Origin of the sequence: Pseudarthrobacter oxydans, from assembly GCF_030812335.1 — a bacterium.
In the GTDB taxonomy this organism is placed as follows: Bacteria; Actinomycetota; Actinomycetes; order Actinomycetales; family Micrococcaceae; genus Arthrobacter; species Arthrobacter oxydans_B.
This window is the reverse complement of record NZ_JAUSSN010000012.1, coordinates 92,660-119,031: the sequence shown is the minus strand read 5'-3', so window position 1 is coordinate 119,031 and position 26,372 is coordinate 92,660. Positions and strand designations below refer to the sequence as shown.

The 26,372-nt window shown below is 69.8% G+C and carries 22 protein-coding genes; 10 read left to right on the top strand and 12 right to left on the bottom strand.

The window, feature by feature from the left end; all coding sequences use genetic code 11:
* The first annotated feature begins 115 nt into the window (after positions 1–115).
* Together J2W14_RS18385 and J2W14_RS18380 are read left to right on the top strand one after the other, a co-directional pair.
* Complete coding sequence (locus J2W14_RS18385; RefSeq protein WP_307465193.1) at positions 116–1,126, top strand: aldo/keto reductase; 1,011 nt, start codon at positions 116–118, stop codon at positions 1,124–1,126.
* Positions 1,127–1,147: 21 nt separating this feature from the next.
* Positions 1,148–1,798 (top strand): MBL fold metallo-hydrolase, encoded by a 651-nt coding sequence (locus J2W14_RS18380; RefSeq protein ID WP_307465191.1) that lies wholly within the window; start codon positions 1,148–1,150, stop codon positions 1,796–1,798.
* A gap of 141 nt (positions 1,799–1,939) precedes the next feature.
* Here J2W14_RS18380 and J2W14_RS18375 read toward each other — a convergent pair whose 3' ends face one another.
* Together J2W14_RS18375 and J2W14_RS18370 are read right to left on the bottom strand one after the other, a co-directional pair.
* On the bottom strand, positions 1,940–3,853 hold the full coding sequence (locus tag J2W14_RS18375) for a DEAD/DEAH box helicase (RefSeq protein ID WP_307465189.1): 1,914 nt from the start codon (positions 3,851–3,853) through the stop codon (positions 1,940–1,942).
* Between the two features lie 333 nt (positions 3,854–4,186).
* Positions 4,187–4,600 (bottom strand): hypothetical protein, encoded by a 414-nt coding sequence (locus J2W14_RS18370; RefSeq protein WP_307465186.1) that lies wholly within the window; start codon positions 4,598–4,600, stop codon positions 4,187–4,189.
* Between the two features lie 216 nt (positions 4,601–4,816).
* Here J2W14_RS18370 and J2W14_RS18365 point away from each other — a divergent pair, with 216 nt between their 5' ends.
* A complete protein-coding gene (locus J2W14_RS18365; RefSeq protein WP_307465184.1) occupies positions 4,817–5,491 on the top strand; it encodes an SAM-dependent methyltransferase in 675 nt (224 codons plus the stop codon).
* A gap of 465 nt (positions 5,492–5,956) precedes the next feature.
* The gene (locus J2W14_RS18360) at positions 5,957–7,438 is read left to right on the top strand and encodes an amino acid permease (RefSeq protein WP_307465182.1); all 1,482 of its coding nucleotides are present in this window, start codon (positions 5,957–5,959) and stop codon (positions 7,436–7,438) included.
* A 148-nt stretch (positions 7,439–7,586) separates the two neighbouring features.
* Here J2W14_RS18360 and J2W14_RS18355 read toward each other — a convergent pair whose 3' ends face one another.
* A complete protein-coding gene (locus J2W14_RS18355) occupies positions 7,587–8,993 on the bottom strand; it encodes an MFS transporter (RefSeq protein ID WP_307465181.1) in 1,407 nt (468 codons plus the stop codon).
* A gap of 201 nt (positions 8,994–9,194) precedes the next feature.
* Between J2W14_RS18355 and lhgO the strand changes: the two genes are divergently transcribed.
* Complete coding sequence (lhgO, locus tag J2W14_RS18350; RefSeq protein ID WP_307465180.1) at positions 9,195–10,400, top strand: L-2-hydroxyglutarate oxidase; 1,206 nt, start codon at positions 9,195–9,197, stop codon at positions 10,398–10,400.
* A gap of 27 nt (positions 10,401–10,427) precedes the next feature.
* Here lhgO and J2W14_RS18345 read toward each other — a convergent pair whose 3' ends face one another.
* Positions 10,428–11,735, bottom strand: coding sequence for an MFS transporter (locus J2W14_RS18345; protein ID WP_307465178.1), 1,308 nt, complete (start codon positions 11,733–11,735; stop codon positions 10,428–10,430).
* Positions 11,736–11,831: 96 nt separating this feature from the next.
* Between J2W14_RS18345 and trmB the strand changes: the two genes are divergently transcribed.
* The 3 genes from trmB (at position 11,832) to nagA (ending at position 14,987) form a co-directional block, all read left to right on the top strand.
* The gene (gene trmB, locus J2W14_RS18340) at positions 11,832–12,755 is read left to right on the top strand and encodes a tRNA (guanosine(46)-N7)-methyltransferase TrmB (RefSeq protein ID WP_307465176.1); all 924 of its coding nucleotides are present in this window, start codon (positions 11,832–11,834) and stop codon (positions 12,753–12,755) included.
* A gap of 161 nt (positions 12,756–12,916) precedes the next feature.
* Positions 12,917–13,723 carry a DUF1206 domain-containing protein gene (locus J2W14_RS18335; protein WP_307465282.1) on the top strand — a complete coding sequence of 269 codons (807 nt, stop codon included), beginning with the start codon at positions 12,917–12,919 and terminating at the stop codon, positions 13,721–13,723.
* Positions 13,724–13,733: 10 nt separating this feature from the next.
* Positions 13,734–14,987: an N-acetylglucosamine-6-phosphate deacetylase gene (gene nagA, locus J2W14_RS18330; protein WP_307465173.1), complete on the top strand. Its 1,254-nt coding sequence runs from the start codon at positions 13,734–13,736 to the stop codon at positions 14,985–14,987.
* Here the strand turns inward: nagA and J2W14_RS18325 are convergent.
* The 3 genes from J2W14_RS18325 to J2W14_RS18315 all read right to left on the bottom strand — a co-directional run bounded on the left by J2W14_RS18325 (position 14,977) and on the right by J2W14_RS18315 (position 18,078).
* Positions 14,977–16,752, bottom strand: a complete 1,776-nt coding sequence (locus J2W14_RS18325) for a hypothetical protein (RefSeq protein WP_307465171.1) — start codon at positions 16,750–16,752, stop codon at positions 14,977–14,979. The genes nagA and J2W14_RS18325 overlap by 11 nt on opposite strands.
* A gap of 121 nt (positions 16,753–16,873) precedes the next feature.
* A complete protein-coding gene (locus J2W14_RS18320) occupies positions 16,874–17,581 on the bottom strand; it encodes an anti-sigma factor family protein (protein WP_307465169.1) in 708 nt (235 codons plus the stop codon).
* Complete coding sequence (locus tag J2W14_RS18315) at positions 17,578–18,078, bottom strand: sigma-70 family RNA polymerase sigma factor (RefSeq protein WP_307465167.1); 501 nt, start codon at positions 18,076–18,078, stop codon at positions 17,578–17,580. Before J2W14_RS18315 ends, J2W14_RS18320 begins: the two co-directional genes overlap by 4 nt.
* A gap of 199 nt (positions 18,079–18,277) precedes the next feature.
* Between J2W14_RS18315 and J2W14_RS18310 the strand changes: the two genes are divergently transcribed.
* Positions 18,278–18,817 carry a COG4315 family predicted lipoprotein gene (locus tag J2W14_RS18310; RefSeq protein WP_307465165.1) on the top strand — a complete coding sequence of 180 codons (540 nt, stop codon included), beginning with the start codon at positions 18,278–18,280 and terminating at the stop codon, positions 18,815–18,817.
* 32 nt (positions 18,818–18,849) lie between these two features.
* Here the strand turns inward: J2W14_RS18310 and J2W14_RS18305 are convergent, their stop codons facing one another.
* Positions 18,850–19,716: a DMP19 family protein gene (locus tag J2W14_RS18305; RefSeq protein WP_307465162.1), complete on the bottom strand. Its 867-nt coding sequence runs from the start codon at positions 19,714–19,716 to the stop codon at positions 18,850–18,852.
* Positions 19,717–19,941: 225 nt separating this feature from the next.
* Here J2W14_RS18305 and J2W14_RS18300 point away from each other — a divergent pair, with 225 nt between their 5' ends.
* Positions 19,942–23,454 (top strand): DEAD/DEAH box helicase, encoded by a 3,513-nt coding sequence (locus J2W14_RS18300; RefSeq protein ID WP_307465160.1) that lies wholly within the window; start codon positions 19,942–19,944, stop codon positions 23,452–23,454.
* A 31-nt stretch (positions 23,455–23,485) separates the two neighbouring features.
* Here the strand turns inward: J2W14_RS18300 and J2W14_RS18295 are convergent, their stop codons facing one another.
* The 4 genes from J2W14_RS18295 to J2W14_RS18280 all read right to left on the bottom strand — a co-directional run bounded on the left by J2W14_RS18295 (position 23,486) and on the right by J2W14_RS18280 (position 26,370).
* Positions 23,486–23,884, bottom strand: a complete 399-nt coding sequence (locus J2W14_RS18295; RefSeq protein ID WP_307465159.1) for a hypothetical protein — start codon at positions 23,882–23,884, stop codon at positions 23,486–23,488.
* A gap of 277 nt (positions 23,885–24,161) precedes the next feature.
* Positions 24,162–24,584, bottom strand: a complete 423-nt coding sequence (locus J2W14_RS18290) for a heat shock protein transcriptional repressor HspR (protein ID WP_307465156.1) — start codon at positions 24,582–24,584, stop codon at positions 24,162–24,164.
* A 15-nt stretch (positions 24,585–24,599) separates the two neighbouring features.
* Entirely contained in the window at positions 24,600–25,589 is a 990-nt protein-coding gene (locus J2W14_RS18285; protein ID WP_307465154.1) for a DnaJ C-terminal domain-containing protein, read from the bottom strand.
* Between the two features lie 94 nt (positions 25,590–25,683).
* Positions 25,684–26,370 (bottom strand): nucleotide exchange factor GrpE, encoded by a 687-nt coding sequence (locus J2W14_RS18280; protein ID WP_307465152.1) that lies wholly within the window; start codon positions 26,368–26,370, stop codon positions 25,684–25,686.
* Between the last annotated feature and the right edge of the window lie 2 nt (positions 26,371–26,372).

The following is a 26,372-nucleotide window of genomic DNA, read 5'->3' as shown; positions in this document are numbered from 1 at the left end:
TCCGGGGCGACACGCCGTGGATGCGGCCCGGCTCCCGTTAGTAACTGGGCGGGAGCGCAGGAATACTCCGGAGCGGCCCCGGGTTGGGGGTAGAAACAGCGAAAGAGAGGCCCCCATGAAGGCAGCAACAGCCATGCTCGGCGACGGTTTGATGGTCAGTCCCCTGGGGTTCGGCGGCATGGCCCTGACCCCGGTGTACGGGGAGGTGGATCCGGCCGAGGCCCTGCGCACCCTGCACCATGCCGTGGATGCCGGGGTCAGCTTCATCGACACGGCGGACATCTACGGCGGCGGCAGCAACGAGGAGCTCATCGCCCGGCTCCTCAAGGAACGCCGCGGCGAGGTGCAGCTGGCTACGAAGTTTGGCCTGGTGGGCACCCCGTCCGCCGGCTACTCGGATATCCGGGGTGACGCCGCGTATGTGCGGCAGGCCGTGGACCGCAGCCTGCGACGGCTGGGCACCGACACCATCGACCTGTACTACATGCACCGCCGCGACCTCCGCGTTCCGATTGTGGAAACCGTGGAGGCCATGGCGGGGCTGGTGCAGGCCGGCAAGGTGCGGCATCTGGGCCTTTCCGAGGTGACGGCCGAGGAGCTGCGTGAAGCCAGCAGCGTCCACCCGATCGCCGCGGTCCAGAGCGAGTGGTCCATCTGGAGCCGCGATGTGGAACAAAACGTTGTTCCTGCCGCGGCCGAGCTGGGGGTGGGGTTTGTGCCTTATTCGCCGCTGGGCCGGGGATTCCTCACCGGGACCGTGGACGCATCAACGCTGGGCAGCAACGACTTCCGCCGCAACATCCCGCGCTTCGCCGAGGCGGCGCTGGACGCCAACCAGGGTGTAGTCGCGGCCGTGCAGTCCGTCGCGGCTGAACTTGCCGCAGCCGGGCAGGCTGCAACTCCTGCCCAGGTGGCGCTGGCCTGGCTGCTCGCGCAGGGCCGGAAGCTGGGCCTGCCCGTGGTCCCGATCCCCGGCACGCGCAGGGCGGACCGGATCGACGAGAACCTCGGCGCGTTGACGCTCGACTTCACCGCAGCGCAACTCGAGAAACTCGACGCCGCCGCGGACGCCGTCGTCGGCTCCCGCTCCGCGGACCCCAACTGGGTGTCCCAGGGCCGTGAATAGCGTCTCCGTAGACTGAAGCCCATGGACTCGCTCATTCATTCGTTACGTGACATCACCATCCGCCGCATTTCGGTCAGCGAGATGGACAACAACGTGTATCTGCTCACCAGCAAAGCGTCGGGCGCGCAGCTCCTGATCGATGCGGCCGATGATCTGGCCGCCATCCAGGGGCTGCTTGCCGACGCCGCCGCGGATACCTCCGCGGCGCCGAAGCTGGCGCTGGTTGCCACCACCCACCAGCATTGGGACCATGTCCGTGCGCTGCCGGGCCTGGTGGCGGCCACCGGGGTCAAGACTGCGGCCGGGACGGATGACGCCCCCGAGCTGCCGGTGCCGGTGGATGTGCTGCTGGATCACGGGGACGTCGGCAACTTCGACGGCTTCGACGTGACGGCAGTGCACCTGCGCGGCCATACCCCGGGGTCGATCGCGCTGGTGTACCAGGACCCGGAGGGCCCGGCGCATATCTTCTCCGGCGACTCGCTGTTCCCGGGAGGCGTGGGCAACACGCAAAACGATCCGGACCGGTTCGCCCAGCTGATCAGCGATGTCAGCGAGCGGCTGTTCGGGGCGTATCCGGATGACACCGTGGTGCATCCGGGCCACGGGAAGCCCACCACCCTGGGTGCGGAACGCCCGCACCTGGAGGAGTGGCGCGCCCGCGGCTGGTAGGCCAAAACCTCGTCGAGTGCTCCAGAACTGCCGTTATGAACCCTCTAAACGGCAGTTACGGAGCACTCGATGGTGGTTAAGCTGGGGCCACGACCGCCGGGTTCCCTGACCGAGCTTGCGAGGTTAGGGAGCGGTTGGGGATTAGCGGCTGCGGCGTTCGTTCGACGCCGGGGCGGACGCGCGGCGGGGGCCGCCGCTGCGGGCCGGACGGCCTTCGCCGGAGCGGCCGTTGCCGCCGCCTGCGTAGGATCCGCCCGAGGTGCCGCCGGTGTTGGAGGACCAGACAGCCGAGTTTCCGCCGGCGCTGCTGCTTCCAGCGGTCTTGGCGCCGGCAGCTGCACGCTGGCCCGTTGCCGGACGCCCGCCGCGCTGGCCGCCGGTGGCGCCGCCCGTGCGGGGAGCCCCGCCGCGCGGTGCGCCGCTCCGGGGTGCGCCGGTGCGGGGAGCCGAAGCGCCCCGGGCGTCGCTGCGCCCTTCTGCGGCGCGGCCGTCTGAACCGCGGCCGGCCGAGGCGCGGCCGCCGGCGGCCGGAACATCGTTCCGGTGGGTGCCGTAGGAGGTGGAGCGGGCGCGGACGCTGCGGCGCTCGGCGCGCTCGGCATCCTGCCGGTCCTCGTTGCGCTCAATCACACGGTCTGCTGCGTTGCGCGCGGCGGCCTGGCCCTCGTAGGCCACGGCACGGCGCTCGGCGCGGGGCAGATCGGTGCGGGGAGCCTCGGTGCCGACGCGTCCGCGTCCGCCACGGCCGCCACGGCCACCCGCAGTGGGTGCGGCCTGGGTGGTGCGGCGGGCGCGCTTGCGCTCGGCGTTGGCGCCGGTGGAGCTGCCGCCGCCCTGGTTGGACTTGGCGGCCAGCAGTGCGGCGCGGGTGCGCGGGTCGATCTTGTCGGCCATTTCGCCGACCAGTTGAGCAACCAGCGGCGAGTTGGCCGTGACGCGCTCGAAGTTAACCTCGACGCCGGCAGCCTTCATCAGCTTCTTGACGTCGGACTGCTGCTCCGGCAGGGTCAGCGTGACGACGGTGCCGTCGGAGCCGGCGCGGGCGGTACGGCCTGAGCGGTGCAGGTAGGCCTTGTGCTCTGTGGGCGGATCCACGTGGATGACCAGCTCGACGTCGTCGACGTGGACACCGCGGGCGGCGACGTCGGTGGCGACCAGGACGCGGACTTCACCGGAGGAGAACTCGGCAAGGTTCCGGTCACGGGCGTTCTGCGAGAGGTTGCCGTGCAGGTCGACGGCGGGGATGCCGGCGTCGGTCAGGGTCTTGGCCAGCTTGCGGGCGTGGTGCTTGGTCCGCAGGAAGAGCACCCGGCGGCCGGCGCCCGAGGCGAGCTCGACGATCAGCTGCTTCTTGACGGTCTGGTCGTTGACGACGAGCACGTGGTGCTCCATCGTGGTGACCGCGGCCTGTGATTCATCCACGGCGTGGGTCAGCGGGTTGGACAGGTAGCGCTGGACGATCTTGTCCACGCCGTTGTCCAGCGTGGCGGAGAACAGCATGCGCTGGCCCTGGCTGGGGGTCATGTCCATGAGCTTCTTGACCACGGGGAGGAAGCCGAGGTCGGCCATGTGGTCGGCCTCGTCCAGCACGGTGATCTCGACGCCCTCGAGGGTCAGGACACGCTGGCGGATCAGGTCCTCCAGGCGGCCCGGGCAGGCGATGACGATGTCGACGCCGGCGCGCAGCGCCTTTTCCTGGCGGGCCTGGGAAATGCCGCCATAAATAACGGTCGTGTTCAGGCCCATGGCCTTGGCCATCGGCTCGATGGTCGCGTTCAGCTGGGTGGCCAGCTCACGGGTCGGCGCGAGGACCAGGCCCATCGGGCGGCCGGGCTTGCGGAAGTGCTTGGCTTCCCGCTCAGCGAGTCGTGCTACAAGCGGGATGGCGAAGGCAATGGTCTTGCCGGAGCCGGTGCGGCCGCGGCCCAGGACGTCGCGTCCGGCCAGGGTGTCCGGCAGGGTCTTGACCTGGATGGGGAACGGTTCAACGATTCCCTGGGCGGTAAGGGTGTCGGCGAGAGCCTTGGGCGTGCCGAGGGCAGCGAAAGTAGTCATATGTTTCAAAGGTCTTTCAGGCGGTATCCGTGCGGATATCGGCCCCCGGTGCCGGTTGGCCCAGGGGTTCGCCGAAGAAAAGTCAGGTGATCAACCGGCCAGCTGCCCGTGGGGGCGGCGGCCGGGACCAAATAGAACGCGTTCATCGACGCAGGATGTGCCTCTCACATGAAAAAGTCCCACTCCCTGAAGGAATCCGAAAGGAATCCGCAGGGGAACCGGTTGATGAACCGGACCGATCATTCAAGACCAAAGTGGGCATCACTGCACATCAAGTTCCCTCAGTCTATCATCCGGCGAGGCCAGGACCGTTTTGTCCCCTCAGCCCGCCCCTCAGCCCGCCAGGCTGGGGGCCTGGAACAGCGGCACGTGCGACGCCGGCACGACGGGCGCCGGGGCCTCCGACGCCGGCCGTCCGGACGCCCTGCCCGGGGCGGTGGCCGCCGAATCGTGTGTGGCCGTCGAGCCATGCGCCGCCGCGGAACCGCGCCCGGGCGGTGATTCGCATGTGGCCGCGGAACCGTGCCTGGCTGCCGGGACCGCCGCGCGGCGGATCACCAGCACCTCGGCGTCGATCAGCCGCCGGGTTCCGGTCCGCTCGTCCAGGATCCAAAAAAGGTCCGTGGCCGCCACCGTCCGGATTACCTCGCCCCGGTGGAAGAGCTTGCCGTTGTGCCACGCTTCAATCTTGTCCCCCACCGACAGCTCCCCACACGATGTCACCTGCTGCGCAACGTCTACGGTCATGGCCTGTTCCTTCCTCAGATCCGGATGCACCCCAGCGTCGTTCCGTCCTCCGGCTCCAGCCTCCATCACCGAGGTTTCGCGGGCGTTTCCGGGCGGTGATCTTCGTGTGTCAATTTTGGGGTGCAGCCGATGTTCCGGTGTCGCCCGGAGCCTTCCCCTGCCATGATGTGGGAAACGGCCCCACACCCCGACACCCCGAGACCGGCGAGGACAACGATGACGGAACACAAGCACCCCAAGCACTCCGAGCACGAGAGCACTGTCAGTGCGGCCCAAGTGTGGGACGAGAAGTACCGCAGCCGGGCCAAGATCTGGAGCGGCGAGCCGAACCCGCAGCTGATGGCCGAGGCCGCGCACCTTCCTCCCGGGACGGCCCTTGACCTGGGTTGCGGCGAGGGCGCGGACGCCATCTGGCTCGCCAGCCGCGGCTGGAAGGTCACCGCCGTCGACGTCTCCGCCGTCGCGCTGGAGCGGGCCGAAGCGCATGCGCAGGAACGCGGCCACAGCGGGAACATCACCTGGGTGCGGCAGGATCTGGCCACGTGGGTGCCCGGGGAGCTCTTCGACCTGGTCACAGCCCAGTTCCTGCACTCCACCGTGATGCCCTGGCAGCAGGCCCTGCAGCTGGCCGCGGCGGCGGTGCGGACCGGCGGCACGCTGCTGATCGTGGGGCACCACCCCGCCGGGCTGCCGCCCTGGGGGCAGCACCATGATCACGCGGCGGAGCGGTTTTACACGGCGGAGCAGCTGGCCGGCGAGCTGGGCATCGAGGCACCCCAGTGGCGGCTCGACGTCGTGGACACCCGGCACCGCAGCGCCACCGGGCCCGACGGCGAGGCTGCCGCGCTGACGGACGCCGTGCTGCGCGCCACCCGGCTGGCGGCGCACTAGCCCGACGCCGGCTCCGCCCCGCGGCAGCCCCGGCGCCTTGGATCGGGGCTACTGCCGGGGTTGTGACCCAGAACACGAGGCGACAACCGAGGCGAGCTTTCTCGACATACGTCGACCCGGGAAAAGCTGGAGGAGGCGCGTCGCACCCCCCGCCCGAGGCGGCCGGGGTGGCGTCCGGCGGTTGCCGAAAAATTGCCGTTCCCGCAGGAAGGGCCGGGGGGAAAGCCGCGTCGCGGGGACCTTGCGCGGTCGGGTGGAAACCGTTCGGGTGCCCAGGACAGTTCGCGGGCGTCTGCCGGGCAGCGCCGTCGTCCGGGCCACTGGGCCGCCGCGAACCGGCCCCGCGCGGCGCCTACGCTTAATCCACACGACAAAGTGTTACCTCCATCACACATCAGATGGATCCGTGCGCGCCGCCTGCGGAAGGTCCTCCGCCCCGGCGCGCCCGTACTAGGAAGAAGCCCAATGTCTGAACGCACCACAACGGCCGGTCCGAAGCCCGCCCTCAATTCCTCCAGCAGCGACGGGCAGGAACCGCACCTCGCCCGCGCCCTGGGCAACCGCCACATCCAGCTGCTGGCCATCGGCGGCGCTATCGGCACCGGGCTGTTTATGGGTTCCGGGAAGACCATTTCGCTGGCCGGCCCGTCGGTCATCTTCGTCTACATGATCATCGGCTTCATGCTGTTCTTCGTCATGCGTGCCATGGGCGAGATCCTGCTCTCAAACCTGAACTACAAGTCCTTCAGCGACTTCGCCGGCGACCTTCTGGGACCCTGGGCCGGCTTCTTCACTGGCTGGTCCTACTGGTTCTTCTGGGTGGTGACCGGCGTGGCCGACATCGTCGCGATCGCGGGGTACGTGGACAAGCTCGCCCCGGGCACCCCGCTTTGGATCCCGGCTCTGATCACCCCGGTGGTGCTAATCGTGCTGAACCTCCCCAGCGTCAAGGCTTTTGGTGAGGCGGAATTCTGGTTCGCCATCATCAAGGTGGTGGCAATCCTTGCCCTCATTGGCACGGGCATCGTCATGATCGCCACCCACTTCACCTCCCCCGACGGGGCTGTGGCGAGCCTGTCCAACCTCTGGAATGACGGCGGCATGTTCCCGCACGGCATGTTCGGCTTTGTCCTGGGGTTCCAGATCGCGATCTTCGCGTTCGCCGGCATCGAACTTGTGGGCACGGCGGCCGCCGAAACGAAGGACCCCGAAAAGAACCTGCCGCGCGCCATCAACTCCATCCCCATCCGGGTCCTGCTCTTCTACGTGGGCGCCCTTGTCGTCATCATGGCCGTCAACCCGTGGCGGAACATCGACGCTGCGAGCAGCCCCTTCATTGGGATGTTCACGCTGGCCGGCTTGGGCATCGCCGCGGTGGTCATCAACCTGGTGGTCCTCACGTCAGCTGCGTCCAGTGCCAACTCCGGGATCTACTCCACCTCCCGCATGGTTTACGGCCTCGCTCAGGACGGCAACGCCCCCAAAGCGTTCGGAAAGCTCAGCCCGCGCAAGGTTCCGCAGAACGCCCTGCTGTTCTCCTGCATCTTCCTGCTGGCCGGGCTGATCCTGCTGTACTCCGGCGACTCCGTCATCGGCGCCTTCACCATCGTCACTTCGGTGGCGTCCGTGCTGACCATGTTCGTCTGGTCAATGATCCTCATCAGTTACATTGTGTTCCGCCGCCGCAGGCCCGCCCTGCACGCCGCTTCCACATTCAAGATGCCGGGCTCGGGCTTCATGCCGTACGTCGTGCTCGCGTTCTTCGGGTTCATGCTGGTGGCACTGGGCCAGGCTGACGATACCCGGCTCGCCCTCTTCGTTACCCCGGTTTGGTTCCTGCTCCTCGGCGCGGCCTGGTACCTCAACCGCCAGACGCCGCTGCAGCAGGCTCGGATCGCCGAGTGGAAAGCTGTCCGCGAGGCCGAGACGGTGACCGCAGGCGTTTAGGCCTGCCCTGCCCGGGAAACCGGCAGCCAGGCCCCCACCGGGAAGCCCTCAGGGGAAGCTCCGGCCGGATCCACCGGCCGGAGCTTCCTGTGTTAACAGCGCTCCCCGTGCCAACGGTCCTTGGCCGCTACCCGCGTCATGGCACGCCTCAGCGCCCGGCAACGCGCGCGGCGACGACGACCGCGGCGACGCCGATCACCGCCGTCAGGGCGAAGACGCCGCCGAAGGACGCCGCCGCCGTCGGGAACGCGGCAAAGATGATGCCCGTGGTGGCGAGGGACAGCGCCCCGCCCAGCGAGTCGGAGATGGACATCGCCGAACTGTTGAAGCCCTCGTTTTGCTTGCTGGACAGGGCCAGGGTCATCACGCTCAGGCGCGCATACATCAGCCCCATGCCGGCTCCGGCGAACACCCAGGCGGCGATCGCGACGGCGGCCGGCCAGTTCAGGACCGTGGTCACCAGCACCAGGACAACGGCGCCGAGAACGAGGGCCGCGCCGATCCGGACCGCGCGGCGGTGGTCCAGGCGCGACCCCAGCCGGCCCTGGACCGCGGAGCCAGCGGCCCAGGAGACGGCCCCGCCGGTGAGCGCCAGCCCGGCGAAGGTGGGCGAGAAATCGTAGCGTTCCACCAGCAGGTACGGCAGGTACACCTCGGCGCCGAAGAACGCGGCAGAGGCCAGCCCGCGGGTGAGGATGACGCTGGGCAGGCCGCGGCGGGCCGTCAGGGTTCCCCGCGGCACCAGCGGGCGGACGGCGATGAGGGCCACGGCGACGGCCGCCACCGCCGCGATCCCGCCGGCCACCGGCAGGCGGACGGAGAGGTTCAGGCCGAGCACGGCGAGGGCCGCGAGCGCGGCCCAGGCCAGCCGGCCGGAGCCCGAGGACTTCCGCGGGGCCTCAGTGGACATGTCCCCCGGCGCGGCAGGCTTCGGGGTTCCGGTGTCGGGCGTGCCGTGCAGCCCGCGCAGGGCCGGCACCACCATCAGCAGGGCCGGCACCACGAGCCCCACCACGCCGAGGAACACCCAGTGCCAACTGACCAGCTGCGCCACGAGGCCGGCGGCGAAGGGACCGACCAGCGAGGGAATCACCCAGGCGGCGGAAAAAGCGGCGAAGATCTTCGGGTGCAGCACGGGCGGATAGACCCGGGCGATCACCACATACAGCGCCACCGTCATCGCGCCGCCGCCCAGGCCCTGGACCAGCCGGCCGGCCACCAGCGCAGGCATGGTCGCCGCTGTTCCGGCGATCAGCAGGCCCAGCACAAACAGGGCCACGGAGGCGTACAGCGGCCCCACCGGGCCGCGCCGGTCGGACCAGTTGCCGGCGGCCACCATACCGATGACGCCGGTGGCAAGCGGACCGGCGAACGCCAGGGCGTAAAGGGCAGCCCCGTCCAGCTCCCGGCTGACCAGCGGCATGATCGTGGTCACGGCCAGCGATTCGAACGCGACCAGGAACACGAGGGCACAGGCGCCCAGCGTCACCAGCAAGTAGTCGCGGTGGAAGATGCCGGCTGAATCCAGGCTCGGAGCGGGGGCGGTACGGGGCAAGATGGCGGCCTGATCGATAGTTGTGGACGGAACCGTGGAACCTCAGCCGGCGGTGAGGCCCGGGCCTCTGGCCGGTCTACAGTTCCTGGCGGGACGGGGAAGTTGGCTCAAGGGGAAGCATGCCACAGCCGGCGGGCGGGGCGCACCATGCCCTGCAGTTCTATACTCGCGGGAAGACAGCGGCGGAAAGGACACAACGACGTGAACGAACGAATCGGAATCATCGGTGGAGGGATCGTTGGCATCGCGCTGGCACGCTCCCTCGCTCAGCGTGGGATCGGCGAGGTCACCGTCTTCGAGAAGGAGAACCGGCTGGCCAGCCACCAGACCGGCCACAACTCGGGCGTGGTGCATGCCGGTCTCTACTACGCGGCGGGATCGCTGAAAGCGCAGTTGTGCGTGGCGGGCCGGGAGGCCCTCCGGGACTACTGCCGGCAGAAGAGCCTCCCGTACCGGGAAGCCGGCAAACTGGTGGTCGCCGTCGACGAGTCCGAGTTGCCTGCCCTGGCGGAAATCGAGAAGCGCTCACGGGCGAACGGTGTGCCCGGCCTTGCCCGGATCGACGGCGCCGCCCGGCTGCACGACATCGAACCGCACGTCGCAGGCGTGGCAGCGGTCCACTCCCCGCACACCGCCGTCGTCGACTTCGCGGCGATCACCGAGGCGATGGCGCAGGACGTCCGGGCGGCCGGCGGCACGGTCCTGCTCGGACAGGAAGTGGTGTCGATGGCCGTCGAGGGCGCCACCGTGCGCGTCGGCACGGCCGGGTCGGAGCACGTCTTCGACCGCGTGATCGCCTGCGCCGGCCTGCAGTCCGACGTCGTGGCCCGTCTGGTGGGGGCGGACCCCTCGCCGAAAATCCTCCCGTTCCGGGGCGAATACTGGTCGCTGAACCCTGAGCGGAGCGACCTGGTGCGGGGGATGATCTACCCGGTGCCGGACCCGCGGTTCCCCTTCCTGGGCGTGCACTTCACCCGCGGTGTGTACGACGACGTGCACGTGGGTCCCAACGCTGTGCCGGCCCTCGCCCGGGAGGGCTACGGGTGGCTCGCGGTCTCGGCGAAGGACACCTGGGAATCGCTGCGGTGGCCGGGGGCGGGCCCGCTGGCGAAGAAGCACTGGCGGATGGGCGTGGACGAGATCAGCGCCTCGCTCGTCAAGGCGCTCTACTATCGCAAGGCCCGGCGCTTCATCCCCGAACTGAGGATGTCGGACCTCACGGCGAAGACCGCCGCGGGTGTCCGGGCCCAGGCCTGGGGCCGCGACGGTGCGCTGCTGGACGACTTCGCGGTGGACCAGGTCGGCCCGGTGACGCTGCTGAGGAACGCGCCGTCGCCGGCCGCCACGTCGTGCCTGGCCATTGCCGACTACCTCACCGACAAGTATCTGCTGGTCCGGCGCCCGTAGGGCTCCGCGGTCAGTCGCGGCTGGTGGTCAGCCGCCGATGAAGCGGTTCCGCCCCGCGCGGTAGCCGAACACCGCGGCCAGCGAGCCGACCACCAGGAACAGGACCCCCGCTGCTGCGAAGGAGCCGGTGGCCTGGTGCAGCTGGCCGACCATCAGGGTGCCGGTGGAACCCACGCCGTAGCCGACGCCCTGCATCATCCCGGACAGGTGCGCGGCGGTGTGGCCGTCGCGGGTGCGGACCATGATCATGGTCAGCGCGACGGCGGTCAGGCTGCCCTGGCCCAAACCCAGCAGCCCGGTCCACACCCAGATCAGCTCCAGCGGGCCGAAGATACTCAGCGCGAAGCCGCCGCCGGTCATGAGCGCCACCACGGTGTTGATCGCGCGCTGATCCCGGAACCTGGTGGCGAGCGCGGGGGCGAACAGGGACCCCAGCATCTGCAGCAGGATCGAGACGGAGACGATCACCCCGGCGGTGCCGCCGTCCACCCCGCGTTCGCGCAGGATCGGTGCCAGCCAGGCGAACACGCTGAAGGACATCATCGCCTGCAGCACCATAAACATCGTCACCTGCCAGGCGACCGCCGAGCGCCACACGTTCACTCCGCCGTGCGCGGCCTGGTGCCGGCCGTGGCGCTGCCGGATGGCCAGCGGCAGGAAGAGCAGAAGCACGACGCCGGCGGGCAGCGCCCAGAACCGCAGCGCCGCGGTCCAGTCCCCCGTCGCGCTGAAGACCGGGTAGGTGAACCCGGCGCCGAGGGCTGCGGAGGCGCAGATCGCGGTGGTGTAGAGCCCGCCCATCAGGCCGAGCCGGTGGGGGAAGTCACGCTTCACCAGTCCGGGCAGCAGCACGTTGCAGAGCGAGATCGCGGCACCGCAGGCAGCCGTCCCGGCCAGCAGGGCGGGCAGGTGCCCGGCGTCCCCGGCGTCGAGCGGCCGCAGCAGCAGTCCGGCCGTGAGCACCGCCATCGCGCCCAGCAGGACGCGCTCGGCCCCGAAGCGGCGGGCCAGGACGGGAGCGAGCGGGGCGAACACCCCGAGCAGGGTCACCGGGACCGTGGTGAGGACGACGACCGCCCAGCCCGGCAGCCCGGCGTCGGCCGTCACCTCGGGGAGGACCGCGGAGAAGCTGGAGAAGACGGTGCGGAGGTTCAGCCCGATCAGGATCAGGCACACGCCCAGGTAGGCCAGGGCGCGGCGGCTGCCGACCCGGGTGGGCTCAGCCGCGGGGACGTCGTCGATTTCGGCGTCCACCAGCAGGCCCAGGCGGTCCACGACCTCGGTGCCGCTGGCGGTGGAGTCCGGGGAGCTTTTCGGTGTGGTCACGGACCCCATTCTGGCAGGCCCCGTGCAGGCGGCGGTGCCACCAGCGCCGGGACGGTCACTGCTGCCCGCCCGGGCGGACGCCGGGACTCCACTATTCTGGAAGGGATGAGTGAATCCCCAGAATCCCCCGAAACGCCGCAGCCTTCGCGCCCGGTGACCCCCGGCACCCAGGCCTCCTTCGGCACCTATGGAGGCCGTCCGGTCAGCTTTGTGCGCCGCGGCACCCGCCTGCACGGCCGCCGGCAGGTGGCCTGGGACGAACACTCTGACCGTTGGGCCGTCGAGGTGCCCCGCCACATCGCCAACACCTCCGTGCACCCGGACTACGTCTTCGACGCCGGGGCCGAATTCGGCCGGAAGGCCCCGCTGATCGTGGAGATCGGTTCCGGACTCGGCGACGCCGTGTGCCACGCCGCCGAGGAGAACCCGGACACGGACTTCCTCGCCATTGAGGTCTATACCCCGGGGCTGGCCAACACGCTGATCAAGATCAACAGCCGCGGCCTGAACAACGTCCGCGTGGTGGAGGCGAACGCGCCCGAGGTGCTCGCCACCATGCTGCCGGCCGGTTCCGTCACGGAACTGTGGGTTTTCTTCCCGGACCCGTGGCACAAGTCCCGCCACCACAAACGCCGCCTCATCCAGCCTGCCTTCGCCGACCTTGCCGCCCGGGCCCTGAAACCCGGCGGACTTTGGCGCATCGCGACGGACTGGTCCAACTACGCGGTCCACGTGCGCGAGGTCCTGGCCGGCTCCGCCGACTTCGAGAACCTGCACGACGGCGAGCGCAGCGGCGCCGAGAGCCCCCTCACCCAGGTGTGGGAGTCCGGCGTCGAGTCCCTCGTGGGCGGGGCCCCCGTCAAGGAGGGCCGCGCACCCGTGAGCACCGAACACACCGGCCCCAACGAGGGCACCGACGAGACGGGCGGCTGGGCGCCGCGGTTTGACGGCCGGATCCTGACGAGTTTCGAGAACAAGGCGCACGAGGCCGGACGGCTCATTTTCGACCTCAGCTACCGCCGCCGCTGAGCGCCCGGCTGGGGTGAGTCGCCGTCCCAGGATCCGGACCGGCGGCAGTGCTGTTCCCGGCGCGTTCGGCGTGGCACGATTACCTCAGAGGCACGAACCGGGCGGCACTGCGGTCCGAAAGAACCACCGAGTCAGTTGAAGGATCCATCATCAAAAGAGAACTGAAGGACGCCGCGGGCGCGGCCGAGGACATCACCAACTCCCGGACGCTGGAGTTTGCGGCGCGGGCCGGGTTTGCCGTCAGCGGCGTGCTGCATCTGCTGATCGGATTGGTCGCGATCCGGCTTTCCATGGGCGGCGAAGGCGAGGCGGACGTCAGCGGGGCGGTGGAACAGCTCGCCGCGCAGCCGGCCGGGCCGGTGCTGCTGTGGAGTTCCTTCGCGGCCTGCGTGGCCCTTGCGATCTGGCAGACCAGTGACGCCATCTTCGATTTCGAGCACCTCCCAGGAAAGAAGAAACTGGCGAAGAAGGCCAAGGCCGCTCTTCAGGCTGTCGTCTACGCCGGGCTCGCCCTCACCCTGTTCTCCTTTGCCAGCGGCGCCGGCAAAGACCACAGCAGCTCAACCAGCGACCTCACCGCGTCGGTGATGAAAGCCCCTGGCGGCTATCTGCTCCTGCTCGCCGTCGGCGCGGGGATCGCCATCGCGGGCATCGTCTATGCCATCCGCGGCTTCCGGCAGTCCTTCGCCAAGCACCTCCGGCTCCCCGCCTCGCCGAAGGCCAGGACCGCGGTGACCGTCCTGGGCGTCGTCGGCTACACGGCCAAGGGCATCGCCCTGCTGCTGGCTGGCCTGCTGATCGTCATCGCGACCGTGAAAGTGCACCCCGAGGAGTCAACCGGGCTCGACGGCGGGCTGAAGGGCCTGCGCGACCAGCCCTTCGGCATGTACATGCTGGCAGCCGTGGGAATCGGCCTGATCTGTTACGGCGTCTTCATGATGGTGCGGGCAAAACTCGCCAAGATGTAGCGGCCCGGCCATGCCCAGCCCGGACCTCCGCGCAGCCGCCCCGGAGTCCTCCTATGTCCTGGCCGGAACACTGATCTCGGACGGGCACACCACCGCCGATGCCGTCGTCGCGGTGGCCGGCGGCCGGATCGCCTATGCCGGGCCCCGGCGAGGGTTCGGCGCCGCAGGCTTCCGGGGCGCACGGGAAATCACCCTTCCGCCGGGCAGCTCGATCCTCCCCGGCCTCATCGACCTGCACTGCCACGGCGCGGCAGGCGGCAGCTTCCCCACCGGCGGCAGCCGCGCATGCCGCGACGCCGTCGATTTCCTGCACCGCAGCGGAACAACAACGCTGCTGGCCAGTCTGGTGACGGCGCCAGCGGAGGAACTCCTCCGGGGAATCGGGGTGCTGAGACCGCTGGCGGACGAGGGGCTCATTGCGGGCATCCACGCCGAGGGCCCGTTCCTTTCACCGGCCCGCTGCGGGGCGCAGAATCCGGAGTGGCTCCGGATCCCGGACCTTGAGCTGCTCGACCGGCTGCTGCGCGCGGCCGGCGGCACGCTCAGGACCATGACGTATGCCCCCGAGCTGCCTGGAGCCGGCCGGCTGGTCAGCACGCTCACCGCCAACGGTGTCACGCCGTCGCTGGGCCACACCGACGCCGACGCCCGCACCGCCGCGGACTCCCTGACGGGCGCGGCCGATTCCCTGCGGGCCGTCGGGGCCGGAGCTGGCCGGCGTCCGACGGTGACGCACCTGTTCAATGGGATGCCGCCGCTCCACCACCGGAGTCCCGGACCCGCGGCGGCGTGCCTGCGCCTGGCGGCCAGCGGCACCGTCGCCGTGGAACTCATTGGCGACGGCGTCCATCTGGACCCCGAGACGGTGCGGATGGTGTTCGAGCTGGTCGGCGCCGACAACGTCGTCCTCGTCACCGATTCCATGGCGGCGACCGGCCTGCCGGACGGCGACTACGAGCTGGGCCCCTCCGCCGTGGTGGTCCGCAGCGGCGTGGCCGCCCTCAAGAGCAACGGGGCCCTCGCCGGCGGCACGGCCACCTTGCTCGAGGTGGTCCGGAGGACCATCGGGGCCGGGGTGGCGCCCGAAGACGCGGTGAAGGCGGCGACCCTGGTTCCGGCGAGGATCCTGGGCCTCGAGGACCGGATCGGCAGCCTGAAGCCGGGCCTGCGCGCCGACGTCGTGGCGGTCGATGGTGACTTCGGCCTGACCGCGGTTTTGCGCGGCGGCCAACCCCTGACCCGCCCCGCCGGGGTCAGGGCTTGAAGTCGTCGTGGACCACGACGCGCGACAGCTCAATCGATCCATCCGGCAGACGCCAGTAGTGCAGCCGCCGCGCCGCGGCCACATTCTGCTCGATCGCCGCGCGGTAACACTTTGACCCGTTCTCGCGCACCAGCTGGGCTGTGTCTGCGCCCGCGTTGGCCCGCAGAGCGTGGACTTCACGCGCCGCGTTCCGGTCCGCCGTCCCGGTCAGGACCTCCACCATGGCCTTCAGCGCCTTTGCCGCGACGCCCGGCTCGGTGAAACCGTAGAGGGACGCCGCGAACTCCGGTCCGGCCGTCCAGTCCAAGGGCAGCGGCTGCCGTGCCTTCTCGGACGCCGGAACGTTCCTGGCCCACGCGAGGTACACATCGTGCCGCAGGCGCTCTGAGGCCGTCGCGAACAGCGCGTCCGAACCGGCGGCCAGGGCGCGTTTGAGCGCGGGCTGCGTCCGGCGCTTGTAGGCCCTGAGGTCCAGAAGTTCCTCATTCCGCCGGGCGAGCCGGACCTCCGCGTTCTCCAGCGCCGCCTGGGCATCCTCCGCGATCTGTTGTTCCGTCCCGAGTTCCCGCCGCAGGGCATCTTGCTCCTGCTGGAGGCTGACCAGTCCGGCCCCGGCGTGGCCGGCCGCGGCGACCAGTTCCTGCAGGGCCGAGACCTTCCGCCGTTCGGCTTCGAGCTGGAGCTGGGCGGTCATCAGCGCCGCCGACGGTTTCGGAGCGCGCCCCGCCGCCGCGGAAGCGCTGCCCTGCTCCGCGGCCCCGGTTCCGCCGGTCCCGGGGCTGGTGGGGGCCTCGGCGGGGAACGTCCGGCCCGAGGTTGGCTGCTCGGTGAGGTGCCGCCCGGACCGCAGCCAGGGCGTGCCGCCGGCCAGGAGCGCGGGCGCGGGCACGACGTCGGCGTCATCGTCGACGTCGAGCAGTGACAACACCACCGCCCCGTTCACCCGGAGGAACCGCGCCACCACCACCTCGCCTTCCGTCACGAGGCTGTCGGCGGCGTCGAGGGGGTTGGAGGAGATCCGGGCCTGGTCAACGGTCCAGCTGGAGCCAGGGTAAAGGGTGAGCTTCGCGTTTTTGGCGCTGACCTGTTCGGCCAGGGCGAGGACCAGGTCGCCGGGCCGGTAGAGCTCGGCGAGACGAGGCGCGGTCTTCAGCCCGTTGATGTCAAGGGTCCTGTCCTCAGCGCTGAGGTCGCCCTCGACGGGCTGACCCAGGTCCAGCATCCAGTCGAGGCGGACCGGCGGAACCACGTGCTCGCGCTGGATGGTGCAGCAGCTGCCGTCGCCCAGTTCAACGATGGCCCGGGAACCGGCGCTGGCGAAGGCCTTGATGGTGCCCCGGACGCGCCGGGGCAGGGTACGGACCGGCGCAGACTTCGGCGGGACCACGGTAATCAGGCCCAGCACGTCCTCGATGATGTCCTCGGCCGCGCGGACAGCCGCTTCGCGGTCCCGGGCCATCCGCAGCGGGCTGCGGTGCACTGCCGTCATCCAGCGACGATCCTCCGCATAGACCCGTGCCGCGTTGCCGAACACGTGGGCGCCGGACGGAAGACTGTCGCCGAAGGCATAACTCTCCGGACCGTTCTCAAGCCAGAAAACGTCGGCCAGATCACCGATTTCCCGGGCGATATGTTCGACGTCGATTCTGTTTTCCCGCTGCTCCGGATGCCAGGAGATCACCGCCGCCGGTTTAGTCCGCCCGGCCGCAGTCAGCTGCAGCGCCAGATCTTTCCCGGAGGTGACAACCACAAAAGCCTGTTCCATAACGAATCCCCAATCGCCGGTGCGGACGTGCGGGCCGCAGGTGGTGGGAAAGCCGTCGGCTCCCCCAACATGAGTAGAGCAGGGAGGTCCGACAGTTTTTGCGGCCGCCCCCTCGACCCCGTTATCCCCGCGGCACGGCGATGACCGCCATGGTCTGTTGCTGCCCGTCCCGCATCTCGACACTGGCGATGTTGGAGAGCTGCAGGGGCGTGGCCCCGGTGATCCTGACCCGGCCGCTGGGCGTTGCCGTCCACGCGCAGGCGCGGTCTTCGACGCCGTCGCTGTCCTTCACCCAGAGCGAGAAGGTGCCGTCCACCGGAAGGCTCCGGCCGTCGACCGCGAGCTCGGTGCCCCAGGTCTTCTTCACCATGCCCACCGTGATCTGCAGTCCGTCACTGGCCTGGACGGAGTAGCTGGCGTCCGGTTTGGGCGGCGGGTTGACCAGCGGCGCGGCCAGGACCCCGAGCGCGAGGCACGCCGCGGCCGCCGCGGCGAGCGCCGCACTCCAGCGGCGTCGGACGTTCCGGCGGCGCCTGGACAGTTCCTGGAGCATCCGCCGGGGCACGGCGGCCGGCGGCAAGGGCTCCGACAGCGCGGGATCCGACGTCGACAATTCCCGCCCGGCAGCGGCAGGCGCCGCGGCGGCGAGAGCCACTGCGTCGGGGACCGGGAGCGCGTCCAGCAGCGCAGGGAGGCTGGCCAGATCGTCCAGCTCCTGCCGGCAGTCCGCACAGCTGCCCAGATGCTGCTCAAAGGCCGCGGCCTCGCCGGGCTCCAGACCGCCCAGCAGGTAGGCGCCGAGCAGCTGGTGCAGCTCCGTGCCGCTCACCGTTCCACCCCCATCTCATCGAGGATCGCGCGGAGGGCCCGCACTGCGTAAAACGCCCGGGACTTCACTGTCCCGCTCGGGATCTTCAAGCTGACCGATGCCTCCTGGACGGTGTAGCGGCGGTAATGGAGGGCCACCAGAACGTCCCGGTGCTCGGCGCTGAGCCGCAGCAGCGCCTCTTCCATCAGCACCCGGTTGAGGAGTTCGTTGACGCGTTCCGCGCCGTCGGCCGGGTCGGCCAGCTCCCGGTCCGACGTCTCGCGGGGCCGGCGCTGGGCCTTGCGGTAGTTGTCGATCATGATGTTGCGGGCCGTCCGGAACAGGTAGCTGCGCAGGCTCCCGGTGATCTGGGGGGCCTGCTGCCAGACCCGCAGGATGGTCTCCTGCACCACGTCATCGGCCAGTTGCGGGTCCCGGCAGGCGCTGAGCACGAAACGCCGGAGCGCCGGCCCGTGGTCGCGGTAAATCGCCGCCACCACGTCTTCGTCCAGCGACATGACCGTCCTCCCTGGCCCTGAGGGTTTGCGCTGCTGCCCCTTATGACGCGCGGACCGCCGGAACGGTTCACGCGCGGAGTCCGGGCGCCGCCCAAGGCCTGCCCGCCCGGTACCTGCTGTGAACCATTCTTCCCCCGGGGCCGTCGTAACGGGTAGCGCCGGCCTGGCCAGTTGGCCGGTTCGAGTCAAGGAGCAGCAGATGAAAAAGCACCTCAGCATCGGCCTGTCCGCTGTCGCCCTCGCCGCGTTGCTCTCCGGCTGTGCCGGCACCAGCGGGACGGGCACGTCGCCGACGTCGGCGGCCGCCACAACGCCGCCCGGCAGCGCCGCGGCGACCTCGGCTCCGGCGTCGACCTCGGCACCTGCCGCGGCCGCCCCGGACCTCAAGGTCGCGGATTCGGCCGCCGGCAGGATTGTGGTCGACGGCAAGGGCATGAGCGTCTACTACTACACGAAGGACGTCAAGGACTCCGGGACAAGCAGCTGCACCGGCGGCTGCCTCGACGCGTGGCCCCCGGTCCTCGCCGCCGCCGACACACCAGCCGTCGACGGCGTCACCGGCACCGTGGGCACCATCGCCACCCCGGACGGCCAAAAGCAGCTCACCATCAACGGGATGCCCGTGTACTACTACGCCAAGGACCTGGCTGCCGGGGACATCCTGGGCCAGGGCGTCGGCGGCGTCTGGTACCTCGTCGCCCCGACCGGTGACATGATCACCGGCGCCGCCGGGTACTAACAAAAGTCAGCCCCGGCGGCCGACGGCCCGGCTCAGTCGTCCTCGACCTCGAACTCGACAGCGGCCAGAATCTCCTTCGTGTCCGGGTGGATCATGACCGCTTGCTGGTCGTCGTCGAGCATGAGGAACTCGCCCTGGTCCGTGGTGAAATGCCACGCCAGGGCGGTCTGGCCGTCGTGGTCATAGTTGGGGTCGCCCATGGTGATCTTCAGGAGCGTGTGGCCGGCCACGTTACAGAGCTCGCGGATGATCATCTCGAATTCCGGGGTGTCCAGCAGGTCATCCTCGGCCGCCTCGGCCTGGCGCTCCGCGAGGTCCGGGATCCGGGAGACCCGCTCGGCGATGTGGCGGTCGAGTTCCTCCTCGTCCAGGACGAGGAGGTCTGCCTGGCCCCGCAGCCAGGCGGCGTTGAGCGCGGTGATGTCCTCGGTTTCCAGCAGCGCCTCGAACTCGCCGTCGAGCTCCTCCAGGAGCCGGACCGCTGCCGGGACGTCCGTGCCGCCGTCCAGATCCGCGTCCCCGTCAAGATACGCGTCGGCCTCCTCCTCGGAGAGGGCCTCGAAAGCGGCCACGGTGCGGTTGAAGAGGTTCAGGTGCTCGGCGGCCCCCATGTTTTCCAGCCCGGCCCGGACGTAGGCGTCGATGTCCTCGCGTTCGGGTGCGGTGAACACGTACTGGGCGAACCCGCCGCCCAGCGCCTGCGTCAGGTAGAAGTCGACGTAGTAGCTGCGCAGCGCGTTCGGCGCGATTTCCCCGACGTCGAGCAGCTCCGCGTACATGGCGTTGACCACGTCCACATTCGCGTCGACGACGTCCGCGTCGCTGCCGTTGATGATCTCCCGCGGCAGGACCGTCGCGTGGCCGGCGGCGGAAAGGGTGGTGGAAAGGCTGTTGCTCATGGAAAATCCTCACTGCTGAAGGCGGTGGCGCTCCGAACCCTTTCCACGCTACGTGGCGCCGCCGGCCCCGGGGTTGAGCCTCAGCTGAACGTCCGGCGAAGTTTGGGTGTCAGGGCCCGGCACGTCCCGCGGCCGGATATCCACATAGCCGGGCACCCAGTACGGGGAGACCGGTCAGGCTCGCTAAGATGGATCCGATGACCAACTGCCGAAAGTAGTGCGCACATGCCCTCCCACCCGGACGATAGTGCGGCACTGGCAATACAGACTCCCGCGATCAACGACCGCTCCCTCGCGGCCGGGCTCGCCTACGCCATGGGGAGCCGCGTTTCCGGCATTTCCTTCGACGCCGCCACCGGACTCATGCTCGGCAAGGTGCGGGGCGGTGCCGACGTGCCGTATTCGACGACGGCGAAGCTGGTCCGGAAGGCGGGCGGCTGGAGCTGCACCGTCGGCGTCTGCAGCTGCCCGGTCCGGAAGGACTGCAAGCATGTGGCCGCACTGTTGTTCGCAGCCGAGGACAACCCCGCGATCCGGGTCCAGCTGCTGGCCCCCGCCGACGTCAGCCGGCTGTCCCGGCAGGCCCCGGTGCTCGAGGTCCCGGACTGGGAACAGGCCCTCAGCCCGCTGATCGCCCAGCCGGGGATCACGCAGTCCACCAGCGGGGTCCCGCTGGCGCTCCAGTTCGAGATTGAAGAACCCGCCCCGCACTTCTCCTACACCGGACGCCGGGATCCGCTGCGCAGCGTGCGCCAGCTGAAGGCCCGTCCCGTGATCATGGGCGCCAAGGGCAAATGGATCCGCGGCGATGTCTCCTGGAACACGCTGAGCTACCTGAGCTACCGGCGCGAATGCAACGAGTCCCACGTCGAGTGGATGCAGGAGTTCCTCGCGTCGCACACCGCCCAGGCGAACCGCCAGCACGCCGGAACCGGGCTGTGGCTGGGCCTGAACACCTATGCCGGGAAGAACCTGTGGAGCCTGCTGGCCCAGGCCGGGAAGATCGGCCTCGCCCTGGTCCACAGCCGGGGCCCGGAGCCCGTGCGCCTCGTTGAACAGCCGGCCGCCGTCGGGCTCAACCTGACCCGGTTCGGCAACGCGCCGGCCCCCGTCGAGGGGAACGGCGCCGTCGTGCCCGCCGCCGCCGGCGGGGACGACGGCGGGCTGTCCCTGGCCCCCAGCATCACCGTGGAGGGGGAGGTGGTTGATCCGGCGACCGTCGGGACCATCGGGCGCCCGGCGCACGGGATCTTCCTGACCTCCGGGGCGGACGCCCTGCCCGGAGTCGCCCCGACGGACTCCGCCATCACGCTCGCCCCGCTGGAGGGCGGGCTCAGCGAGGAGCTCCTGACCTTCGTCACGGCGGGCACCACGCTGCACATCCCGGCCCGGGACGAGAGCCGCTTCCTGACCGGCTTCTACCCCAAACTCAAGCAGAGCGCCCGGGTCACGGCCTCCGACGAGTCCGTGGTGCTGCCCCAGCTGGCTGTTCCCACCCTGTCGCTGCTGGCGAATTACGGCGCCGACCACAGGGTCCGGCTGCACTGGGAGTGGCACTACAAGGCCGGCACGCTCGTCACGTCGCAGCCGCTGTGGCGCCACCCCGGCGATCACGGCTACCGGGACGACCCTGCCGAGGCCCGCATCCTCGAAGCCCTCGGACAGCCCTGGGACGTGGTGCCGGCGCTGGGCGAGTCGGCCACGGGCGGCTGGGGAACACCGCGGCTGGCAGCCTCGGCCGAGCTCAGCGGTCTCGACACCCTGGCCTTCACCGAGGAGCTGCTCCCTGCGCTCCGCGAGGTCCCCGGCGTCAGCGTGGACACGGCCGGCGAAATCGCCGACTACCGCGAGGCCGAGGAGGCCCCGGTGGTGTCCATCTCCACCAAGGCCACCGAGCAGCGGGACTGGTTCGACCTGGGCATCCAGATTTCCCTGGAGGGCCAGCCGGTGTCCTTCGCGGCCGTTTTCTCCGCCCTCGCCGCCGGCCAGACCAAGATGCTGCTGCCCAGCGGCGCCTACTTCTCCCTGGACCTGCCCGAACTGCACCAGCTGCGGGCGCTGATTGAAGAGGCGCGGGAACTGCAGGACAACAAGGACGCGCCGCTGCAGATCAGCCGTTTCCAGGCCGGGCTCTGGGACGAGCTCGCGCAACTGGGCATCGTGGACGAACAGGCCGCGGCCTGGCGCGAGGCTGTCGGCGGGCTGCTGGAAGGCGGCGTGAAGGGCCTCCCGCTGCCCGCAACCCTCAACGCCGAGCTGCGCCCATACCAGCTGGAGGGCTTCAACTGGCTCAGCTTCCTCTACCGACACGGACTCGGCGGGGTGCTGGCCGATGACATGGGACTGGGCAAGACCGTGCAGGCGCTGGCGCTGATCTGCGCCGCCAAGGACCTGGCGTCCGGGCCCGCCGCAGCGTCCGACGGCGCTGAGGCCGCCGGCGCTGAGGCCGCCGGCACGGTGCCTCCCGCGCCGGGTCCCGCGAGTGCTGCGCCCGGCGTTGCGCCGTTCCTGGTCGTTGCCCCGACGAGTGTGGTGGGCAACTGGGAGGCCGAGACCGCGCGGTTCGCCCCCGGCCTCACGGTGCGCGCCGTCGGCGAGACCTTTGCCAAGAGCGGCTCGAGCCCCGCGGAGGCTATGGCGGGGGCGGACATCGTCATCACCTCCTACGCCCTGTTCCGGATCGACTATGAGGCCTATGCCTCCAAGGAGTGGGCCGGCCTGGTCCTGGACGAGGCCCAGTTCGTCAAGAACCACCAGTCCAAGGCCTACCAGTGCGCCCGGAAACTCCCGGCGGTGTTCAAACTCGCCATCACCGGCACCCCGCTGGAGAACAACCTGATGGAGTTCTGGGCGCTCACCTCCATCGTCGCGCCGGGGCTCTTCTCCAGCCCGAAGCGGTTCGCCGAGTACTACCAGAAGCCGGTCGAGAAGAACGGCGACAAGGCCCAGCTGGACAAGCTGCGTCGCCGGGTCCGACCGCTGATGATGCGCCGCACCAAGGAGCAGGTCATCCACGACCTTCCGCCGAAGCAGGAGCAGATCCTCGAGGTGGTGCTGAACCCGCGGCACCAGAAGGTCTACCAGACGCACCTGCAGCGGGAGCGGCAGAAGATCCTGGGCCTGATCGACGACGTCAACAAGAACCGCTTCACCATCTTCCAGTCCCTCACCCTGCTCCGGCAGCTCAGCCTGGATCCCTCGCTGATCGACCCCTCGCTCTCCGGTGTGCGGTCCAGCAAACTCGATGTGCTCTTCGAACAGCTGGAGGACCTGGTGGCGGAAGGGCACCGGGCCCTGATCTTCAGCCAGTTCACCGGCTTCCTGGGCAAGGTCCGCGAACGGCTCGTCGAAGAGAACATCGAGTTCTGCTACCTCGACGGCAGCACCCGCAACCGCACCGACGTCGTGAACGAGTTCAAGAACGGCGCCGCACCGGTGTTCCTGATCAGCCTCAAGGCCGGCGGCTTCGGCCTGAACCTGACGGAGGCGGACTACGTGTTCCTGCTGGACCCGTGGTGGAACCCCGCCTCCGAGGCGCAGGCCGTGGACCGCACGCACCGGATCGGCCAGGCCCGGAACGTCATGGTCTACCGGCTGGTCGCCAAGGACACCATCGAGGAAAAGGTCATGGCACTCAAGGCCAGGAAGTCCCAGCTGTTCGCGGACGTCATGGAAGGCGACACACTCTCCGGCGGAGCGCTGACGGCCGAGGACCTAGCCGCGCTGTTCACCGACTGACGGGGAGCCGCCCCTGACAGTAACGCTGGGGTCAGGCCGCAGCCGGCGCAGTGACGGACCGGGATATTGTCTGCTTCCGGAACCACGTGGCCAGTTTCTTGCCCTTGCCCTTCCACCAGCTGTCCTCATCACCGCCGTGCTTCCACCGGTAGGTCACCACGACCATCATGAACACCCCGGCGGCGACGTCCTTCCATGTCCCGCTCGCGGCATCGATCAGCACGCTGACCGCGCAGATCAGGATCGAGGGCCAGGCCAGGGTGGTGAAGACGGTGTTGGCCACGTACCGGCGGTGGGACCGCGGCACCGAGAGGGCACGGACCATGTCGAAGCAGACGCAGATGACGACGATGGTCTGGCCCACGGTCAGCAGGATCGAGCCCGTGATGGATCCTGCGAACATGGCCAGGGCCTGGAGCCCGGAGTTCATGCCCTGCCCGCGATCAGTGCGGGTGCAGGTGCCGGTCTGCCCGGCGAAAATGGATCAAACATGCGGCGCCCCCCGGCGGTCCTCGCTGCTTCGCTGGCTGTGATGCCAGTCGTTCGTGCAGGACAATTCAAACGGCCGGGCGGCCCCGAAGTCACGCAAACCCGGTACCCGTCTTTCGGGCCGGGAACTACCCGGGGCCCGGGTCCGACTACTTGCCCTAGGGCAGCCGACTACTTGGACGGCGCGGACAGCGCCGGGCGGCGGGCGTCGGGCGGCGTCACTCGCCGTTCCGCGGCCGCCACACCACGACGGCCTGGGACCGGGCCCGGGGGCGCTTGCCGCGGGCCAGGCTGACGACGTCGCCCGCGGCGCCGGCGGCGAAGATGCGGGACTCCAGGCTGCGGGGGCGGCGTTCGAGTTCTTCGCTCAGCTCGGCGACGCGCCGCTGCAGGGCGGCCACCTGGTTCTCCAGCTGGAGGATCCGTTTGATGCCTTCGAGGGAGACGCCCTCCTGCGAGAGCCGCTGCACCTCGCGGAGCATGGTGATGTCGCGCTGCGAATAGCGGCGGGACTTGCCGGGGGCGCGGCTGGGCGAGACGATGCCCAGCCGGTCATACTGCCGCAGCGTCTGGGGGTGCATGTCCGCCAGTTCCGCGGCGACGGAGATGACGAAGATCGGCTGCTCGTAGTCGATGGCCATGGCGGGCGTCCGCTCCTAGAGCCGGGCCTTGGCTGCCAGTTCGGCGCGGACGTCCTCGCCGGCGGTGGCCGCGGCGAAGGCCTTGACGGCCTCCTCGGCTTCCTTGTTCAGCTTCCGCGGGACGGCGACGTCGATGGTCACCAGCAGGTCCCCGGTGGCCCTGGAGTGCTTGACGCCTCGGCCCTTGACGCGGAGGGTGCGCCCCGACGGCGTGCCGGCAGGGACGCGGACCTTGACCTTGTCGCCGTCGATGGTCGGGACCTCGATGTCGGCGCCCAGGGCGGCCTCCGGAAAGGTGACCGGCACGTGGATGCGCAGGTTGTCGCCGTCGCGGACGTAGAAATCGTGCGGCTTCACCGAGACGGTGACCATGAGGTCCCCGTTTCCGGCCGGACCGTACTGGCCCTTGCCGCGGACCCGGACCTTCTGGCCGTCCTTGATGCCGGCCGGGACGCGGACGTCGATGACTTCGCCGTCCGGTTCACGCAGGCCGATGGTGGTGCCGCGGATGGATCCGGCGAAGGAAATGGAGGTCGACGCCGTCCGGTCCGCGCCTTTTTGCGGGGCCCGCTGGAACGACTGCCCGCCGCCGCCGAAGCCGCCGCCCGCTCCGCCGAAGAGATCGGCGAACTCCGGCGGAATGCCGCCGGCTGTGCTGTAGCCGCCGGAGTGGCGTCCGCTGCCGCCGGTGAACAGCCCGCCGAAGAGGTCCTCGAAGCCGGCCCCGCCGCCGGCGCCGCCGCTACCGCCCGGGGCGAACCGGGCTCCCCCGCCCATCGCCCGGATGGCGTCGTACTGCTGGCGCTCGTCGGCGTCGGAGAGCACGGAGTAGGCCTCGGAGATGTCCTTGAACTTCTTCTCCGAAGCGACATTCCCCGCATTGGTGTCCGGATGGTGCTGCCGCGCGAGCTTCCGGTAAGCCTTCTTGATGTCGGCGTCGGAAGCGTCCTTGGCGACTCCAAGGATCTTGTAAAAGTCCTTGTCCACCCAGTCCTGGCTAGCCAATGGCGTTTCCTTTCAAATCTGTGTGCCGAGGTGACAGTTCGCGCCGATGTTTGGTCGAAACACGGGCGCGAACTGTCACTTCGATGGGGTACTGCTACGCCGGAACAGCCACGATGACCTGGGCGGCCCGCAGGACCCGGTCGCCGGACTTGTAGCCGGAGCGCAGGACCTGGCTGACGGTGTCGATTTCGACATCCGGTCCGGGCTGCTGGATGAGGGCCTCGTGGATCGTGGGGTCGAACTCCACGCCGGTCTCATCGATGCGCACCAGGCCGTACGTCTTCAGCGCATTCTCCAGCTTGGCGGCGATCGCGGCGAACGGTCCGTCCGTGAGGTCACCGTGCTGGCGGGCGGCGTCGACGTCGTCCAGTACCGGGAGCAGGGAGTTCAGGACGCCGATGACGGCCATCTCCCCCGCCACGGCACGGTCGCGTTCGACGCGCTTGCGGTAGTTGACGTACTCGGCCTGCAGGCGGCGCAGGTCATTCCTGAGCTCCTCCGCTTCCGCGACGTCGGCGCCCTGCGCCACGGACTCCGCGGCCGGCACCTCCACACTGTTGAGGATGTCCTCCGCCTGGGACAGGGCGTCCCCGGCGTCCGTGTCCGAGTCTGCCGAGGCGGCGCTGGCGCGCTCCTGGTCGGGGTGGCGGGCCTGGCCGGTCTTCGGATCAACCTTGCGGTTGTCGTGGATGATCGGCTTCTGCGGCTCGTTCTCCCGCTGTTCGGCGTCGCGACGGCTCTCGGAAGAACCGTGCTCTTCTTCGTTACCGTGGTGCGGCATGA

What these genes read in the sequence shown, in the direction of transcription:
- J2W14_RS18385 (WP_307465193.1), top strand. Translation starts at nt 116, where the DNA reads ATGAAGGCAGCAACAGCCATGCTCGGCGACGGTTTGATGGTCAGTCCC.
- J2W14_RS18380 (WP_307465191.1), top strand. Translation starts at nt 1,148, where the DNA reads ATGGACTCGCTCATTCATTCGTTACGTGACATCACCATCCGCCGCATT.
- J2W14_RS18375 (WP_307465189.1), bottom strand. Translation starts at nt 3,853, where the DNA reads ATGACTACTTTCGCTGCCCTCGGCACGCCCAAGGCTCTCGCCGACACC.
- J2W14_RS18370 (WP_307465186.1), bottom strand. Translation starts at nt 4,600, where the DNA reads ATGACCGTAGACGTTGCGCAGCAGGTGACATCGTGTGGGGAGCTGTCG.
- J2W14_RS18365 (WP_307465184.1), top strand. Translation starts at nt 4,817, where the DNA reads ATGACGGAACACAAGCACCCCAAGCACTCCGAGCACGAGAGCACTGTC.
- J2W14_RS18360 (WP_307465182.1), top strand. Translation starts at nt 5,957, where the DNA reads ATGTCTGAACGCACCACAACGGCCGGTCCGAAGCCCGCCCTCAATTCC.
- J2W14_RS18345 (WP_307465178.1), bottom strand. Translation starts at nt 11,735, where the DNA reads ATGGGGTCCGTGACCACACCGAAAAGCTCCCCGGACTCCACCGCCAGC.
- trmB (WP_307465176.1), top strand. Translation starts at nt 11,832, where the DNA reads ATGAGTGAATCCCCAGAATCCCCCGAAACGCCGCAGCCTTCGCGCCCG.
- nagA (WP_307465173.1), top strand. Translation starts at nt 13,734, where the DNA reads ATGCCCAGCCCGGACCTCCGCGCAGCCGCCCCGGAGTCCTCCTATGTC.
- J2W14_RS18325 (WP_307465171.1), bottom strand. Translation starts at nt 16,752, where the DNA reads ATGGAACAGGCTTTTGTGGTTGTCACCTCCGGGAAAGATCTGGCGCTG.
- J2W14_RS18315 (WP_307465167.1), bottom strand. Translation starts at nt 18,078, where the DNA reads ATGTCGCTGGACGAAGACGTGGTGGCGGCGATTTACCGCGACCACGGG.
- J2W14_RS18310 (WP_307465165.1), top strand. Translation starts at nt 18,278, where the DNA reads ATGAAAAAGCACCTCAGCATCGGCCTGTCCGCTGTCGCCCTCGCCGCG.
- J2W14_RS18305 (WP_307465162.1), bottom strand. Translation starts at nt 19,716, where the DNA reads ATGAGCAACAGCCTTTCCACCACCCTTTCCGCCGCCGGCCACGCGACG.
- J2W14_RS18300 (WP_307465160.1), top strand. Translation starts at nt 19,942, where the DNA reads ATGCCCTCCCACCCGGACGATAGTGCGGCACTGGCAATACAGACTCCC.
- J2W14_RS18295 (WP_307465159.1), bottom strand. Translation starts at nt 23,884, where the DNA reads ATGAACTCCGGGCTCCAGGCCCTGGCCATGTTCGCAGGATCCATCACG.
- J2W14_RS18290 (WP_307465156.1), bottom strand. Translation starts at nt 24,584, where the DNA reads ATGGCCATCGACTACGAGCAGCCGATCTTCGTCATCTCCGTCGCCGCG.
- J2W14_RS18280 (WP_307465152.1), bottom strand. Translation starts at nt 26,370, where the DNA reads ATGCCGCACCACGGTAACGAAGAAGAGCACGGTTCTTCCGAGAGCCGT.